Source organism: Rhodoferax sp. (assembly GCF_030646845.1).
GTDB lineage: Bacteria > Pseudomonadota > Gammaproteobacteria > Burkholderiales > Burkholderiaceae_C > Rhodoferax.
In genome coordinates, this window is sequence record NZ_JAUSLE010000072.1 from 22,232 (window position 1) to 38,040 (window position 15,809).

A 15,809-nucleotide genomic window follows, 5' to 3' on the forward strand; every position below is an offset into this window, starting at 1 on the left:
ACAAAAACAAAAATCAGATCTTGGAAAACGTGTTACCCAAGGCAAACACTGAGTTTGGCACATTGAGGCGGATGGGTTTGGACACCGGCATCGCGGATATGGCGCGCTTGACGCTGGGCTTGTCCTCGACTTGCAGGCCCTTGGCCAACTGGTCATCCACCAGCTTTTGCAGAGTCACCGAGTCCAGAAACTCCACCATGCGCACGTTGAGCGCGGTCCACAGGTCATGCGTCATGCAGCGCTCGCCTTCGCCCAGGCAGTTTTCCTTGCCGGCACAGTGGGTGGCATCAATGGGCTCGTCTACCGAGGTGATGATGTCGGCCACGGTGATTTCTGCCGGATTGCGGGCCAGGGTGTAACCACCACCTGGACCCCGGGTAGATTCAACCAACTCATGCCGACGCAACTTGCCAAACAGCTGCTCCAGGTAGGACAGGGAAATCTGCTGGCGCTGGCTGATGGCGGCCAGGGTCACCGGGCCATTGCTCTGGCGCAGTCCCAGATCGATCATCGCTGTCACCGCAAAGCGGCCTTTTGTAGTGAGACGCATGGCAAACTCCTTCAGTCGTATTTGGTTGACTATTGTGATCAAGTATAGCAATAAACCGAGTAAATTGCTCGGGTAAGTAGACTGATCAGTCACATTTACGCGGTCTTGCCATCGGATGCGATTACCAACACATTGTCGCTCCCCGATGCACCAAAGGCCTGCTCCTTCAAAATGCCCAACTGATCACGCACCCGCGCTGCCTTTTCGAACTCCAGGTTGCGCGCATGCTCCAGCATCAACTTCTCCAGACGCTTGATTTCACGCGATATGTCTTTCTCGCTCATGTCCTCCACCTGCGCCCGCTGCATGGCATCGCGTTCCAGTTTCTCTGCTTCCTTGCCCGCCTTTTCGCTGTACACCCCGTCAATCAGGTCCTTGACCTGCTTGATGATGGAGCGCGGCGTGATGCCATGGGCTTCGTTGTAAGCCACCTGCTTGACCCGCCGCCGCTCAGTCTCACCCATTGCTTTCTTCATCGATTCGGTGACTTTGTCCGCGTACAAAATCGCCCGTCCATTCAGATTGCGGGCCGCGCGGCCAATGGTCTGGATCAGGGAGCGCTCGGACCGCAAGAATCCCTCCTTGTCGGCGTCCAGAATTGCCACCAGGCTGACTTCCGGGATATCCAGGCCCTCGCGCAGCAAGTTGATGCCCACGAGCACATCGAAGGTACCCAGACGCAGGTCGCGCAAGATCTCCACGCGCTCAACGGTGTCCACATCGCTGTGCAGGTAGCGCACTTTGACGCCGTTGTCACTCAGATAGTCGGTCAACTGCTCGGCCATGCGCTTGGTGAGCGTGGTGATCAGCACCCGCTCGTGCTTTTCCACGCGGATGCGGATCTCCTGCAAGACGTCGTCTACCTGATTCGTGGCCGGGCGCACCTCCACTTCGGGGTCCACCAGCCCGGTCGGACGCACCAACTGCTCCACCACCTGGCCCGCATGGTCCTTTTCCCACTGACCTGGCGTCGCCGACACGAAGATGGCCTGACGCATCTTGGTCTCGAATTCCTCGAACTTGAGCGGCCGATTGTCCAGCGCACTCGGCAGTCGAAATCCGTATTCCACCAGCGTGGTCTTGCGCGAGCGGTCACCGTTGTACATGCCGCCGAACTGGCCAATGAGGACATGGCTTTCGTCCAGAAACATGATCGCGTCCTTGGGCAGGTAGTCGGTCAGGGTGGCGGGCGGTTCGCCGGGTGCGGCGCCGCTGAGGTGGCGGGTGTAATTCTCGATGCCTTTGCAGTGCCCTACTTCGCTGAGCATTTCCAGATCAAAGCGGGTGCGCTGCTCGAGCCGCTGGGCCTCCACCAGCTTGCCCTGGCTCACGAATTCCTTCAATCGGTCAGACAACTCCATCTTGATGGTCTCAACGGCGGCCAGCACCTTGTCACGCGGCGTGACGTAGTGACTGCTGGGGTATACCGTGAAGCGCGGAATTTTCTGGCGGATGCCACCGGTGAGCGGATCGAAAAGCTGCAGCGACTCAATCTCGTCATCAAACAGTTCGATGCGGATCGCCATCTCGCTGTGCTCGGCCGGAAACACGTCGATCGTGTCGCCGCGCACGCGGAACTTGCCACGCGAAAAATCGGCGTCGTTGCGCTGGTATTGCATGCGCACCAGTTGTGCAATCACATCGCGCTGGCCCATTTTGTCGCCTGCGCGCAAGGTCATCACCATCTGGTGGTAGGCCTCGGGCTGCCCAATGCCGTAGATGGCCGACACGGTGGCCACGATGACGACGTCACGCCGCTCCAGCACGCTTTTGGTACAGGAGAGCCGCATCTGTTCAATGTGTTCATTGATGGCCGAGTCTTTCTCGATGAACAGGTCGCGCTGCGGCACATAGGCCTCGGGCTGGTAGTAGTCGTAGTAGCTGACGAAATACTCCACCGCATTTTTCGGGAAGAACTCGCGAAACTCGCTGTACAGCTGGGCCGCCAGTGTCTTGTTGGGCGCAAACACAATGGCCGGGCGGCCCAGGCGGGCAATCACGTTGGCCATGGTGAAGGTCTTGCCTGAGCCAGTCACACCCAGCAGGGTCTGGAACACTTCGCCGTCAACCACTCCCTCGACCAGCTTGTCGATGGCTTCGGGCTGATCTCCGGCAGGCGGATAGGGTTGGTACAACTCAAACGGTGAGCCTGGAAAACTGAGGAATTTCCCCGCGGGCGGACTGGCCAACGCCCCGTCCTTGGTGCCAGCAGATTCATCCTTCTCAGATTCAGGAACAACTTCAGAAACATTTTGCATGGAAACTCGATCCCGGCCCGGTAAAATTCAGGACAACCTAAAAGAATACGCCATTTCGGCGCTTACGTGCCAGCACTCCCTGAGATCGCCTTCATTGGGAGGCGAATTGCACGAAAAGTCCGGAATGACCTCGCCCGTTAATTACTGCTAAAGGACCCCTTCATGTCTATGTTCTCCGCTGTCGAAATGGCTCCGCGCGACCCCATTCTGGGCCTGAATGAGCAATTTAACGCCGATCCCAACCCCGCCAAAGTGAACTTGGGCGTGGGTGTATATTTCGATGACAACGGCAAGCTTCCGCTGCTGGCCTGCGTACAGGCCGCCGAGAAGACCATGATGGAAAAACCCACGGCCCGCGGCTACCTCCCCATTGACGGCATCGCCGCCTATGACGCCGCCGTCAAGAGCCTTGTATTTGGGGCCGACAGCGAGCCCGTCAAGAGCGGCCGTGTGGCGACGGTGCAAGGCATCGGTGGCACCGGCGGCCTGAAGATCGGCGCCGATTTCCTGAAGAAGCTCAACCCCAATGCCAAGGTGCTGATTTCTGACCCGAGCTGGGAAAACCACCGGGCGCTGTTCACCAGTGCCGGTTTCACCGTCGAAACCTACCGCTACTATGACGCCGCCAAACGCGGTGTCGACTTTGACGGCATGCTGGCCGACCTCAACGCCGCCACGCCGGGCACCATCATCCTGCTGCATGCCTGCTGCCACAACCCCACCGGGTATGACATCACCGCGGCCCAGTGGGACCAGGTCATTGCCGCCGTCAAGGCGAAAAGCCTCGTGGCCTTCCTCGACATGGCCTACCAGGGCTTTGGCCATGGTATCCAGGAAGACGGTGCGGTGATCGGCAAGTTCGTCGCCGCCGGCCTGGACTTCTTCGTCTCCACATCCTTCTCCAAGAGCTTCAGCTTGTATGGCGAGCGCGTCGGCGCCCTGTCGGTGCTGTGCGAAAGCAAGGAAGAGGCCGACCGCGTCCTGAGTCAGCTCAAGATCGTCATTCGCACCAACTACTCCAACCCGCCGATCCACGGTGGCGCAGTGGTTGCTGCGGTTCTGAACAACCCCGAACTGCGCGCCCTGTGGGAAAAAGAACTGGGCGAGATGCGCGTGCGCATCAAGGCCATGCGCCAGAAACTGGTGGACGGACTGAAAGCTGCCGGCGTGAAGCAGGACATGAGCTTCATCACCAGCCAGATCGGCATGTTCAGCTACTCCGGCCTGACGAAAGACCAGATGGTGCGCCTGCGCAATGAGTTTGGCGTCTATGGCACCGATACCGGGCGCATGTGCGTCGCGGCTCTCAACAGCAAAAACATCGACTACGTCTGCGCCTCGATTGCCAAGGTGGTTTGATTGCCAGACAGATCCCTGCAATGAGATAGCGACCTGGCCCCTATCGAATGGGTGCAGAATTTCACCGCGGTCCAGAGACGGTACCGGTCATGTCAGTATTCGCTGAACTCCAGGAGATTTGCAGATGAAACGCTTCGCACTGGCTTTGATCAGCCTGATTGGATTCGCCGCAGGCGACGCTCTTGCCTGGAGCAATCACACTTTTGCAGCCTACCGTGCGTTTGAAAAAATGCCCGAAGTCGCCAATGCAGCACCGGTCACGGTGGAGCCCCTGGAGGCATTCCTGAAAGCGCAGGAGGCAGCTATCGAAACATTGCTGGCGGGCCAGGAAGCATGGGCACAGAGCCACCTGGAGGTCTATCCACCACGTCCTGCAACGCTGGCGTTCAAGGCCAGTGCAATGCAAACGGACGAGGCCCGGCGACTCGCTTTTCTCAAGGCGCTGCGCGTGGCGCCCAACAGCAAATTTGCCCTGTACATCCAGCCGGATCCATGGGGGCCCCGCCCCGATCACGCCACGATGCTGCCATTCGTTGCGGTCGATACGCTGCCCGAGCAGCCCAATTCCACCTACCGCTTCGTGGGCCTCAAAGCCGGGGATATGGTTTCGCCACTCAGTGTGCTGGCCTCCGCCGCCGATGAGCCAGACTATGGTCTGGACATCAATCTGTGGGCCGACAGCCCGTCGGACTGGGGCAAGACCTACGGCTTTGGTGCCCTGCCGTTTGGCAATCCGGCGTTGTACTTCTCCACCCAGGCGCCGTTTCATATGGGGTTCTACAACGAAGACCGCGTCATCTACATGGCCGCGCCCTTCATCAAGAAGACCTTCCCCCTGCTTCGCACCCACCAGTACACCAGCCTCGCCGCCCTCGCCTTTCGAACCGGCCACCCCTACTGGGGCTGGCGTTTTACCGGGCTGGCGCTTCACTATGTACAGGATCTGACACAGCCGTATCACGCCAGCCTGTCGCCCGGCAATTCATCCGTCAAGCTGATCGGCATCAACCTGCTGGCGATGGCGGGATTCCCCAGAATGAAGGACGAGATGATTGTGTTGCTGTCCAACCGCCATCTGGCGCTGGAAAAATACCAGAATCAGCTGATCTACAACGCGGCGCAATCCCGGCAGGAAACGGCGATCGAGAAGACGCTGCGCGGTGGTGACAAGGACGCCAGCTACCCAGCCTGGTCCGACTTGTACGCCCGCGACGTCGTGAGCCGCCAGTCCTATGCCCTGGGTGCCAGACTGACCGACATCCTGGTCGACACCCTGCCATCCGGGTATGTGTCGGACCCGTCGTTTGATTTCGGCGTGAAGGAATCAGGTATCGATCTGGTGGCCGAACTCAGCCAACAGGATGCGACGAAGCGGGCCAAACTGGATGGGGCCGTTGCAGAACTGCTGGGTAATTTTGGCGCCCATAGCCGCAACGTGGTTCGCGGCGTCCTGAAGGCCGGCGCAACAAAGTGATCAAGCCCAGATCACCGAACGCATCGAGATCGACGCCGCCTGAAAACTGGTATTGAAGAACTGCGGTGTCTCACTGGCATCGACTGCCCCGGCGGCATACAGCAAGGGCAGGAAATGCTCATGCGTGGGATGCGCCTGCTGAGCCACGACCCCAAGGGCCTGGAAGTCCTGCAACGCGGCCTGGTTGCCATGCTGTAGATAGTCAGCGATGGTTTTGTCGAATTCAAGAGCCCAGTCGTAGGCCTGGTTCGGCGCCGCGCTCCTCTGCATGGTCCTCAGGTTGTGCACGATATTGCCGCTGCCCACAATCAGTACGCCCCGCTCGCGCAGACCCTTGAGTTGCTCACCCACCGCGAAGTGGTCAGCGGCGGGACGGCTGTAGTCCATGCTGAGCTGAATCACCGGGATATCCGCCTGCGGGAACATCGGCTTGAGGACTGACCAGGCGCCATGGTCAAGGCCCCATTCCTGCAGATCCAGCGATAAGGGACTGGCGCCGCTCGGCTGGCGCACACACTGACTGATTTCCTGTGCGGCGGCGGGAAAGCCCGGTGCGGGGTACTGCTGATCGAAAAGCGCTTTCGGAAAGCCTCCAAAATCGTGAATCGTTTTGGGCCTGGCCATGGCAGTCAACCACCAACCGGATGTCAGCCAGTGTGCAGAAACACACAAGACCAGTTGCGGCTTTGGCCATTTCACGCCGAATTCGGCGCCCAGGGCCTGCCAGCTTTGGCGGTACTCGTTGTCTTCAATCGCGTTCATGGGGCTGCCATGCCCCAGAAACAGAACCGGCATCCGGATCGTCTTTTCCAGCGATTTGAATGAATCAAAGGCGGCAGCATCTGAAAAGTCGGTCATTGGGGCTCCAGACAGCGCCGCACACGGCACTGGTCGCAATCAAGGTTCTGCGATGCATGTTAATTCGTTTTCATTTATAACAATGCACGTGGCCCGCCCGACCCTGGCAAGCTCCTGACTTTTCGCTTGCACAAAGGCGACAGATGCGGGGGAAATTGGTGTTTCCACCCCAACACAAGCACTATCAGAACTGTTATATTGCACTGCAACATTTCCCGAAAGTGAATTCATCATGCTCTACCACCTCTACGAAACCCAGCGGTCCCTGATGGAGCCATTCACTGACCTGGCCCAATCCGCCGCAAAGGTATATGGCAATCCGCTGTCACTACTGGGGCAAAACCCGTTTGCACAGCGCATTTCAGCCGGATACGACTTGCTGCACCGTCTGGGAAAAGACTACGAAAAGCCGGAGTTTGGCCTCCGCACGATCGACGTCGATGGAGTAGGTATCGCCATCCATGAGCGCGTTGAAATCAACAAGCCATTCTGTGAATTGCGCCGTTTCAAGCGCTTCAGCGACGATCCGGCAACGCTGGAAAAACTGAAGGGGCAGCCTGCGGTCCTGATCGTGGCGCCGCTGTCTGGCCACTATGCGACGCTTTTGCGCGATACGGTCAAGACCATGCTCAAAGACCATAAGGTCTACATCACCGACTGGAAAAATGCGCGCCTGATTCCTCTGTCCGAGGGTGAATTCCATCTGGATGACTATGTGAACTACGTGCAGGAGTTCATCCGTCACCTTCAGGGCATCTACGGCAACTGCCATGTGATGAGCGTGTGCCAGCCGACGGTGCCGGTGCTGGCGGCGGTGTCCCTGATGGCGAGCCGTGGCGAAACCACACCGCTGAGCATGACCATGATGGGCGGCCCGATTGATGCCCGCAAATCGCCCACTGCGGTGAACAACCTGGCGATGAACAAGAGCTACGAATGGTTTGAGAACAACGTGATCTACCGCGTACCCACAAGTTTCGCGGGTGCCGGACGGCGTGTCTACCCCGGGTTCCTGCAGCACTCCGGCTTTGTCGCCATGAACCCCAGCAACCATGCCAAGAGCCATTACGACTACTTCAAGGATCTGATCAAGGGCGATGACGCCAGCACTGAAGCGCACCGCAAGTTCTATGACGAGTACAACGCCGTGCTGGACATGGACGCCGACTACTACCTGGAGACAATCAAGGTGGTGTTTCAGGAGTTCAGTCTGGTGAACGGGACTTGGGATGTCAAAGGGGTGGACGGCAAGATCGAACGGGTACGCCCGCAGGACATCACCACCACCGCTTTGTTCTCCGTGGAAGGTGAGCTGGACGATATCTCCGGCTCCGGCCAGACCGAGGCGGTGCACAGCATCTGCAGCGGGGTTGTGGCTACCGAGCAGAAACACCTGGAAGTGCCCGGCGCGGGACACTATGGCATCTTCAGCGGTCGACGCTGGCGCGAGGTCGTGTATCCCCATGTCAAAGCGTTCATCCTCAGTCACCAGCCGAAGGCCGCATCTGCCAAGGCCCCGGCCACTGCTCCAAAACCAGCTGCAGCCCCCGTCAAACGGGCACCGGCAGCGACGAAAACTGCAGTAAAGAAAGTCGCCCGCAAAAAGTAATGGCTGCGTTGGCTGCCGAGATCCTCGCGCTGCTGCCCCAAACGCAGTGCACCCGTTGTGGCTACCCAGACTGCGCGGCTTACGCGCAGGCCATTTCACAAGGCACGGCGGGCATAAACCAGTGTCCGCCGGGTGGCGAGCAAGGAATTGGGCGACTGGCAGCCATCACGGGCCGGCCCGTCACAGCGCTGAGCCCTGACCATGGAACAGAAAGCCCACGCACGGTCGCGTTCATCGATGAAGACTGGTGTATCGGCTGCACCCTGTGCATCAAGGCCTGCCCCACCGATGCGATCATGGGCAGCAACAAGCTGATGCACACCGTGATCGAGGCCTACTGCACCGGCTGTGAGTTGTGCATCCCGGTATGCCCGGTGGATTGCATCGAACTTGAAAATGTCACCGGTGCAGCAACCGGATGGTCTGCGTGGTCACGCCCACAGGCCGATCTGGCCCGCAGTCGCTATGAATTTCATAGCTACCGGCGCAATCGTGACGTGGGCGAGAACGATAAAATGCTTGCAGAAAAAGCGCACGTCAAGCTGGCCGACCTGTCCCATCACTCGCTGCACACCGACCCAGCCATTCTGGACAAAAAACGCGCGGTGATTGAATCGGTTTTGGCGCGGGCACGCGCCAGGCGTGACTCAGACAATGGCGCCGGATAAGCCCATCTGCATTCTCAACTGACCACCAGGTTCTTGTAGACGCCACAGCCGATGAAGAGATCATCGACCTGCTGCACAAAGGACATTTTGGTCTGCACCCGCCCAGTGGTCGGATTGGTGATGTCGTATTCCACCCAGCCAGGCTCGATGTTGGCCTGGTCGATGATGGAATCCAGCAGGCCCTCGCCATCAATACCCGGGATGTCCTGCACCCGGGTGCCCACCTTGGCCGGGTTGCCGCCGAACGCCACATAGGTGCCATTGCTGTCCAGCACGAAGACATACATGTCGCGATCGTGAAACCCTTGCGCGGGGTCGGTCACTTCCCGCAAGAAGGAATCGCGGGAGGCGCTGCGTTTACGTTGCGCCATGGCACGCTCAACGAGTTCAATGGCCTCTTCCGCAGAGCCCTGCTGCAACTTGAACATCGCAAAGGCCTCCACCATCGTGGAGGCACGTCCTTCCAGATTGGATGCTTGTGTCACCGCATGCTCGACCATTTGAGCGTTGCGCTGTGTGATTTCGTCGAGTTGGCGCACCGCCGTTGTGATCTCGGAAAGCCCGGAGCTTTGTTCTGCGCTGGAAGTCGAAATCTGCGACATGCTGGCTGCCACATCACGTATGCCTGACACGATCTGGGTGATATTGCTGCCCGCCGCCCGGATCTTCTGAACGCTGGACGCCACCTGTGCTGAGGAGGCGCCAATCAATTGCCTGATCTCCTTCGCCGACTCAGCCGAACGCTGCGCCAGCGATCGGACCTCGCTGGCGACCACGGCAAAACCACGGCCGGACTCCCCCGCCCGGGCAGCTTCCACGGCGGCATTGAGCGCCAGGATGTTGGTCTGGAAAGCCAGGCCGTCGATCACACTCACAATCTCGTCCATGCGCTTGGCGCTACTCTGGATGGCTTCAACCGACGCAATGGCCTCTGCCATGGTGGAAGCCCCCTGATCGGCCACATCCCGCACGCTGGACGCACGGGCGTTGGCCTGGGCTGCGGTTTGCGCGTTGTCCTGCACGGTGGACGACAACTCCTCCACACTGGCCGCTGTTTGCTCCAGATTGGCGGCCTGTTGCTCGGTCCGGTCTGACAACTCGCGGTTGCCCGTTGCCAGACTCTTGCCCGAATGCGCGACAAAAGCGGCGTTACTGCGCACATTGGCCACCATCGACGACACCGTCGTGCCGATCTGACTTGTCGAGGAAGCCAGGCCGGCGAGTTCATCCCGCCCATGAGCCACCAGACTCAGGCGCAAATCACCTCGCACCATCTTGTCCATGGCTTGCGTCACCTGCCCCAAATCCTGGGCAAAGCTCTGGTAAAACGCCAGCAACAAATACACCGACAGCACCACGCACAAACCGCTCAACCACGCCACCAGCGTTGCACCGGATCCCGCGGGTCCGCTCAAAAAATATTGAAGCAGCATGACGACCGGCGGCGTCATCAAAATGGCCGCCAGCAGCAGGACCTTGCCGGCAAAACGCATGTTCCGCATGAGCCACAGACCAGGGATAAGTAATTTTCCAAACATCATGAATCAGTCTCAATAATAGTTTTAATAAATAACCCTGACCTTATACAGGGGAGTGTCCAACAGAAACCTTACATATCCTTACTGCACCCCAATCACCCTTCTTTTACACAGATCCCCTATCCAAGCGCGTCATTCACCTGATCATGAAACTCGGCGAGACTGACGGCGTTACCAATCTCGCGCGGCAAGGCATCGCGCACCGAGAACACCCCCAGAATTTTGGACGCCGGCGAGACAATGGGCAGGTGTCGAAAGCCTCGCTCGATCATGATCAGCACGGCCTCGGAAACTTTCATGTCCGGCCCCACGCTGTGCGGGTTGTGCGTCATCACCTCCGACACCTGGGTGGTTTGCGGGTTGAGCGCCTTGGCCAGCACACGGGTCATCAGGTCGCGCTCAGTCAAAATGCCTTGCATGACGCTGGCGCCATCGATGATCAGGACGCTGCCACAGTTGGCTTTGGTCATGATGCAGGCGGCTTCCCACACACTGGCGTGCGGGGGCAGGCTCACCACATGTCGCTGCGACATGGATTGAAATACGGTACGTTCAGACATGATTCCCCTCCTGCTTAAATCAAAATCAGCGCAGGGACGCGTTGAGCTTCTCGAGCGCCTGGGCGCCAGGACATAACTGCGTGACCCCCAGCTGGTTGAGTGGTGTGTCGCTGGTGTTGTGGGCCAGATGCATGTCTGTAGCGAGCGAATCCAAGTAGAGCAGCCCCGTCACCACTTCGCCGCGCGCCTGATGCGCATTGATGTAACTCAGGGCAGCATAGCGATCGGTCGGATCGTAGTCCGCATGCAGCTTGCGAAGACGCAGCGTGGAGCCATCGTGCTGCTGTACCTCCACCACCTCGCCGGGTGCGTAGTCGGTGGTGATTTCGCTGCGCGGCGTGATGAAATCGATACGGCTGACCGCCTCGTTGTGTTGTCGCACATAGTCATAGCTCTTGGTGCTGCCGCCGTGGTTGTTGAAGGTCACACAGGGACTGATAACGTCAATGAACGCGGCCCCGCCATGGCCGATGGCACCTTTGATGAGAGGCACCAGTTGCGCCTTGTCACCCGAAAAACTGCGCGCCACGTAGGTAGCGCCCAGTTGCAGCGCCAGCCCGACCAGATCAATCGGGTTGTCACTGTTGATCACGCCCTTCTTGCTCTTGGAACCCCGGTCTGCCGTGGCCGAGAATTGCCCCTTGGTCAGGCCGTAAACGCCGTTGTTCTCCACGATGTACGCCATGCAGACACCGCGGCGCATGGCATTGGCAAACTGCCCCAGGCCGATGGAGGCCGAGTCGCCGTCGCCTGACACCCCCAGGTACAACAAATCACGGTTGGCGAGGTTGGCACCGGTCAGGACTGAGGGCATGCGGCCATGCACTGTGTTGAAACCGTGCGAGGCACCCAAAAAGTAGTCCGGCGTCTTGGAACTGCAGCCAATTCCCGAGAGTTTGGCGACGCGGTGCGGCTCGATATCGAGCTCCCAGCAGGCCTGGATGATCGCCGCCGAGATGGAGTCGTGTCCGCAGCCGGCACACAGGGTGGAGATGCGGCCCTCGTAATCGCGCCGCGTGTAGCCCACCTTGTTGGTGGTCAGCGTGGGGTGGTGCAGCCTGGGCTTGGCGAGGTAGGTCATGCGGCCTCCTTTTGCGCGGGAGTCAACTGGACGGACGCCGACGCCGGTTGCAGATTCGTCTCAATGAAATGAGTGATGAAGCGCGCGGTGATGGGCGTGCCGTCATAGTGCAGCACCTTGACCAGCCGCGCCGGATCGATGGCCAGTTCGTTCACCAGCAGGGAGTGCATTTGCGCATCGCGGTTCTGCTCAACAACAAACACCTTGTCATGTCCGGCGATGAAGCGGTCGACCGACTCCGGAAACGGAAACGCGCACAGGCGCATCGCATCCAGATCAATGCCCTCCTGCGTCAGCACATCCAGCGCTTCCATCATCGCCGGGCTGGTCGAGCCGAAATAGATGACACCCACGCGCGTCGGGCGTGGGGCCGGTCGCAACACGGGCTGCGGCACCAGCGCAGCCGCTGTCTTGAACTTACGCAGCAACCGCTCCATGTTGTAGATGTAGTCCGGTCCGCGCTCGGAGTAGCGTGCATAGGGGTCGCGCGTGGTACCGCGCGTGAAGAAGCTGCCTTTGGTCGGGTGCGTGCCGGGCAGCGTGCGCCACGGAATGCCGTCCCCATCGACGTCCTTGTAGCGGCCAAAATCCTTGCCGGCTTCGAGCTCTTCCGCCGTCATGACCTTGCCGCGGTCATAGTCCCGCGCATCGTCCCAGACAAAGGGCTTGCACAGGCGCTGGTTCATGCCGATGTCCAGGTCGGTCATCACGAAGATGGGCGTCTGCAGGCGGTCCGCCAGGTCCAGCGCGGCCGCGGCATGTTCAAAACATTCGTGCGGGTCTTCCGGAAACAGCAGCACATGCTTGGTGTCGCCATGCGAGGCATAGGCACAACTGAGCAAATCCGATTGCTGTGTGCGCGTGGGCATGCCGGTGGATGGGCCGCCACGCTGCACATTGATGATGGTCACCGGAATCTCGGCAAAGTAGGCCAGACCAATGAATTCGGTCATCAACGAGATGCCCGGACCCGACGTGGCCGTGAAGGCGCGCGCACCATTCCAGCCCGCGCCAACCACCATGCCGATGGAGGCCAGCTCGTCTTCGGCCTGCACGATGGCGTAGTAATGCTGGCCGGTGGCGGGGTCCACACGGTACTTGTCGCAGTACTTCTGGAACGCCTCCGGCACCGACGACGAAGGTGTGATGGGGTACCAGGCTGCGACCGTGGCGCCCCCATAGATGCAACCCAACGCGGCTGCACTGTTGCCGTCCGTGAATATCTGGTCGCCCACCTTGTCCGCGCGACGAACGCGGATGCCGAGCGGGGCCGCCAGATGCTGTTTCACATAGTCGCGCCCCAGATGCAGGGCGCGCACATTGGAGTCGAGCAACATTTCCTTGCCCTTGTACTGCTCGGCAAACAGCTTCTCGAACACCTCGGCCTCGACGTCCAGCAGCACTGACAGCGCGCCCACGTAAATGATGTTCTTGAACAACTGGCGTTGACGGGGGTCACTGTAGGCCGCGTTGCTGATTTCGGTCAAGGGTATGCCGATGACATGAACATCCGGCCGAAATTTTGACGGGGGAACAGGCCGTGTGCTGTCGTAAAACAGATAACCACCCGGCTCGATTTCCGCCACATCGGCGTCCCAGGTCTGGGGATTCATGGCCACCATCATGTCCACACCGCCGCGCCGCCCCTGGTAGCCGCTTTCACAGACCCGGGCCTCATACCAAGTGGGCATGCCCTGGATGTTGCTGGGGAAGATATTGCGCGGACTCACCGGCACACCCATGCGCAAAATCGCCTTGGCGAACAGTTCGTTGGCCGAAGCCGAACCCGAGCCGTTGACGTTGGCGAACTTGATGACGAAATCGTTGATGGCTTCGATGCGCTTCATGCGACCTCCATAAGACGTTTGCCGGCTTTTTCGTCACGGCATCGGGGTCCCGCCTGGGTGGTATTCAGCAGAAACTTCTGCATATCCCACGCCCCGGTGGGGCAACGTTCGGCGCACAAACCGCAATGCAGGCAGACGTCTTCGTCCTTCACCATCACATGTCCCGTTTTCAGCGCGCCCGACACATAGAGGTCTTGCGTGGCATGAAGCGCCGGCGCGTTCAGGCGCGTGCGCAGATCAGTCTCCTCGCCATTGGCGGTGAAGGTAATGCAGTCCATGGGGCAGATGTCCACACAGGCATCGCATTCAATGCAGGTCTCACGCGTGAAGACCGTCTGCACATCGCAATTCAGGCAGCGGCTGGCCTCCTTGAAAGCCGTCGCGGCATCGAAGCCCAGCTCCACTTCCACCCGGATGCTGGCCAGGGCCACCTCCGCCTTGGCCCATGGCACCTTGAAGCGCGTGTCGCCTGACACATCATTGTGGTAGCTCCACTCGTGAATGCCCATCTTTTGCGACATCAGGTTGGTCATCGGCGCCGGGCGCCGGGCGGGGTCTTCGCCATGCAACAGCCGGTCGATTGACACTGCCGCTTCATGCCCGTGCGCTACCGCCGTGATGATGTTCTTCGGTCCGAACGCCGCATCGCCACCAAAAAACACCCGGGGCTCGGTGGACTGAAAGGTCTCCTTGCGCAGCACCGGCAGCCCCCAGCGGTCAAACTCGATACCGCTGTCGCGCTCGATCCAGGGAAAGGCATTTTCCTGGCCGACGGCCAACAGCACCGTGTCGCATTCAAAAAACACATCTGGCGCGCCGGTTGGCACCAGACTGCGACGGCCCTCCCCGTCAAAGACGGCCTGCACCACCTCGAACTTCATGCCCACCAACTGGCCGTTGCGATGCTCGAAACTCTTCGGCACGTGAAAGTTGACGATGGGAATGCCCTCATGAACAGCGTCTTCCTTTTCCCACGGCGAGGCTTTCATCTCCTCAAAGCCACTGCGCACGATCACCTTCACATCGGTGCCGCCCAATCGTCGGGCCGAACGGCAGCAGTCCATCGCCGTATTGCCCCCGCCGAGCACGATCACTCGCTGGCCCACGCTGGTGACGTGCCCAAACGAGACCGATGCCAGCCAGTCAATGCCGATGTGAATGTGAGCCGCGGCTTCCTTGCGGCCCGGAATCTGCAGATCCCGCCCCCGGGGAGCCCCACAACCGACGAACACCGCGTCGTAGCCCTGCGCCAGCAGTGCCTTCATGGAGTCGATGCGCTGGTTGCTCCTGAAGTCCACGCCCAGATCAAGGATGTAACCGGTTTCTTCGTCAATCACCGACTCTGGCAACCGAAAGCGCGGGATTTGTGACCGGATAAAGCCGCCGGCACGCGCCTCGCCGTCAAAGACCGTCACCTCGTAGCCCAGTGGCGCCAGATCCCGCGCCACGGTGAGCGAAGAAGGTCCTGCCCCCACACAGGCCACCCGTTTGCCGTTGCGGGGTGCCAACGTCGGCATCCGGCCCTTCACGTCGTCTTTCATGTCGGCGGCCACGCGCTTGAGCCGGCAGATGGCGACCGGCTCGGGCCGAATTTGCCCCTCAGGCGCTTCGCTCCGTCCCCCCAGGGGAGCGCTCCCGGCTTGGGGCGGCCCGGCGCCGGGGCCATTGTTTTCTTCGACACGGCCGCGGCGGCAGGCGGGTTCGCAGGGCCGGTCACAGGTGCGCCCCAGAACGCCCGGGAATACGTTGGACACCCAGTTGATCATGTAGGCATCGCTGTAACGCCCCTGACCAATCAGGCGAATGTATTCAGGAACGGGCGTATGGGCCGGGCAGGCCCATTGGCAATCAACAACCTTGTGGAAATAGGCCGGATCGGCGAGGTTGGTAGGCTGCACGTCTGTCTCCTCTTCCCCTGTTGCGCCACATGACCGGCTGGGGATGGAAACAGTCTACGCCTGCAGGCCTGCCATTGGCTCTCGGGTGAATCCCGTAGTGGCGTGCCAT

The 15,809-nt window shown here is 59.9% G+C and carries 12 protein-coding genes; 4 read left to right on the forward strand and 8 right to left on the reverse strand.

From position 1 onward, the window contains the following. Nucleotides 1-13 precede the first annotated feature (13 nt). Nucleotides 14-550, reverse strand: a complete 537-nt coding sequence (locus Q7T10_RS18110; RefSeq protein WP_304750920.1) for a Fe-S cluster assembly transcription factor — start codon at nt 548-550, stop codon at nt 14-16. Nucleotides 551-645: 95 nt separating this feature from the next. Further along, nucleotides 646-2,808 carry an excinuclease ABC subunit UvrB gene (uvrB, locus tag Q7T10_RS18115; protein WP_304750922.1) on the reverse strand — a complete coding sequence of 721 codons (2,163 nt, stop codon included), beginning with the start codon at nt 2,806-2,808 and terminating at the stop codon, nt 646-648. A gap of 162 nt (nt 2,809-2,970) precedes the next feature. Here uvrB and Q7T10_RS18120 point away from each other — a divergent pair, with 162 nt between their 5' ends. Together Q7T10_RS18120 and Q7T10_RS18125 are read left to right on the forward strand one after the other, a co-directional pair. Continuing rightward, entirely contained in the window at nt 2,971-4,167 is a 1,197-nt protein-coding gene (locus Q7T10_RS18120; protein ID WP_304750924.1) for an amino acid aminotransferase, read from the forward strand. 124 nt (nt 4,168-4,291) lie between these two features. After that, nucleotides 4,292-5,641 (forward strand): hypothetical protein, encoded by a 1,350-nt coding sequence (locus Q7T10_RS18125; RefSeq protein WP_304750926.1) that lies wholly within the window; start codon nt 4,292-4,294, stop codon nt 5,639-5,641. On the opposite strand, the gene ygiD is transcribed toward Q7T10_RS18125, so the two are convergent. After that, nucleotides 5,642-6,499 carry a 4,5-DOPA dioxygenase extradiol gene (gene ygiD / locus Q7T10_RS18130; RefSeq protein ID WP_304750928.1) on the reverse strand — a complete coding sequence of 286 codons (858 nt, stop codon included), beginning with the start codon at nt 6,497-6,499 and terminating at the stop codon, nt 5,642-5,644. A gap of 232 nt (nt 6,500-6,731) precedes the next feature. On the opposite strand from ygiD, the gene Q7T10_RS18135 reads away from it, so the two are divergent. Together Q7T10_RS18135 and rsxB are read left to right on the forward strand one after the other, a co-directional pair. Further along, nucleotides 6,732-8,108, forward strand: a complete 1,377-nt coding sequence (locus Q7T10_RS18135) for a polyhydroxyalkanoate depolymerase (protein WP_304750930.1) — start codon at nt 6,732-6,734, stop codon at nt 8,106-8,108. Next, the gene (gene rsxB / locus Q7T10_RS18140) at nt 8,108-8,776 is read left to right on the forward strand and encodes an electron transport complex subunit RsxB (RefSeq protein WP_304750932.1); all 669 of its coding nucleotides are present in this window, start codon (nt 8,108-8,110) and stop codon (nt 8,774-8,776) included. The genes Q7T10_RS18135 and rsxB overlap by 1 nt, the downstream gene beginning before the upstream one ends. A 14-nt stretch (nt 8,777-8,790) precedes the next feature. On the opposite strand, the gene Q7T10_RS18145 is transcribed toward rsxB, so the two are convergent. From Q7T10_RS18145 to Q7T10_RS18165, 5 genes are all read right to left on the reverse strand, one after another. Further along, entirely contained in the window at nt 8,791-10,278 is a 1,488-nt protein-coding gene (locus Q7T10_RS18145) for a methyl-accepting chemotaxis protein (protein ID WP_304750934.1), read from the reverse strand. A gap of 155 nt (nt 10,279-10,433) precedes the next feature. Then, complete coding sequence (locus Q7T10_RS18150) at nt 10,434-10,874, reverse strand: cyclic nucleotide-binding/CBS domain-containing protein (RefSeq protein ID WP_304750936.1); 441 nt, start codon at nt 10,872-10,874, stop codon at nt 10,434-10,436. Nucleotides 10,875-10,899: 25 nt separating this feature from the next. Continuing rightward, nucleotides 10,900-11,955 (reverse strand): 2-oxoacid:ferredoxin oxidoreductase subunit beta, encoded by a 1,056-nt coding sequence (locus Q7T10_RS18155; RefSeq protein WP_304750937.1) that lies wholly within the window; start codon nt 11,953-11,955, stop codon nt 10,900-10,902. Next, nucleotides 11,952-13,802, reverse strand: coding sequence for a 2-oxoacid:acceptor oxidoreductase subunit alpha (locus Q7T10_RS18160; protein WP_304750938.1), 1,851 nt, complete (start codon nt 13,800-13,802; stop codon nt 11,952-11,954). Before Q7T10_RS18160 ends, Q7T10_RS18155 begins: the two co-directional genes overlap by 4 nt. Further along, nucleotides 13,799-15,700, reverse strand: a complete 1,902-nt coding sequence (locus Q7T10_RS18165; protein WP_304750939.1) for an FAD-dependent oxidoreductase — start codon at nt 15,698-15,700, stop codon at nt 13,799-13,801. The genes Q7T10_RS18160 and Q7T10_RS18165 overlap by 4 nt, the downstream gene beginning before the upstream one ends. Nucleotides 15,701-15,809: the final 109 nt, after the last annotated feature.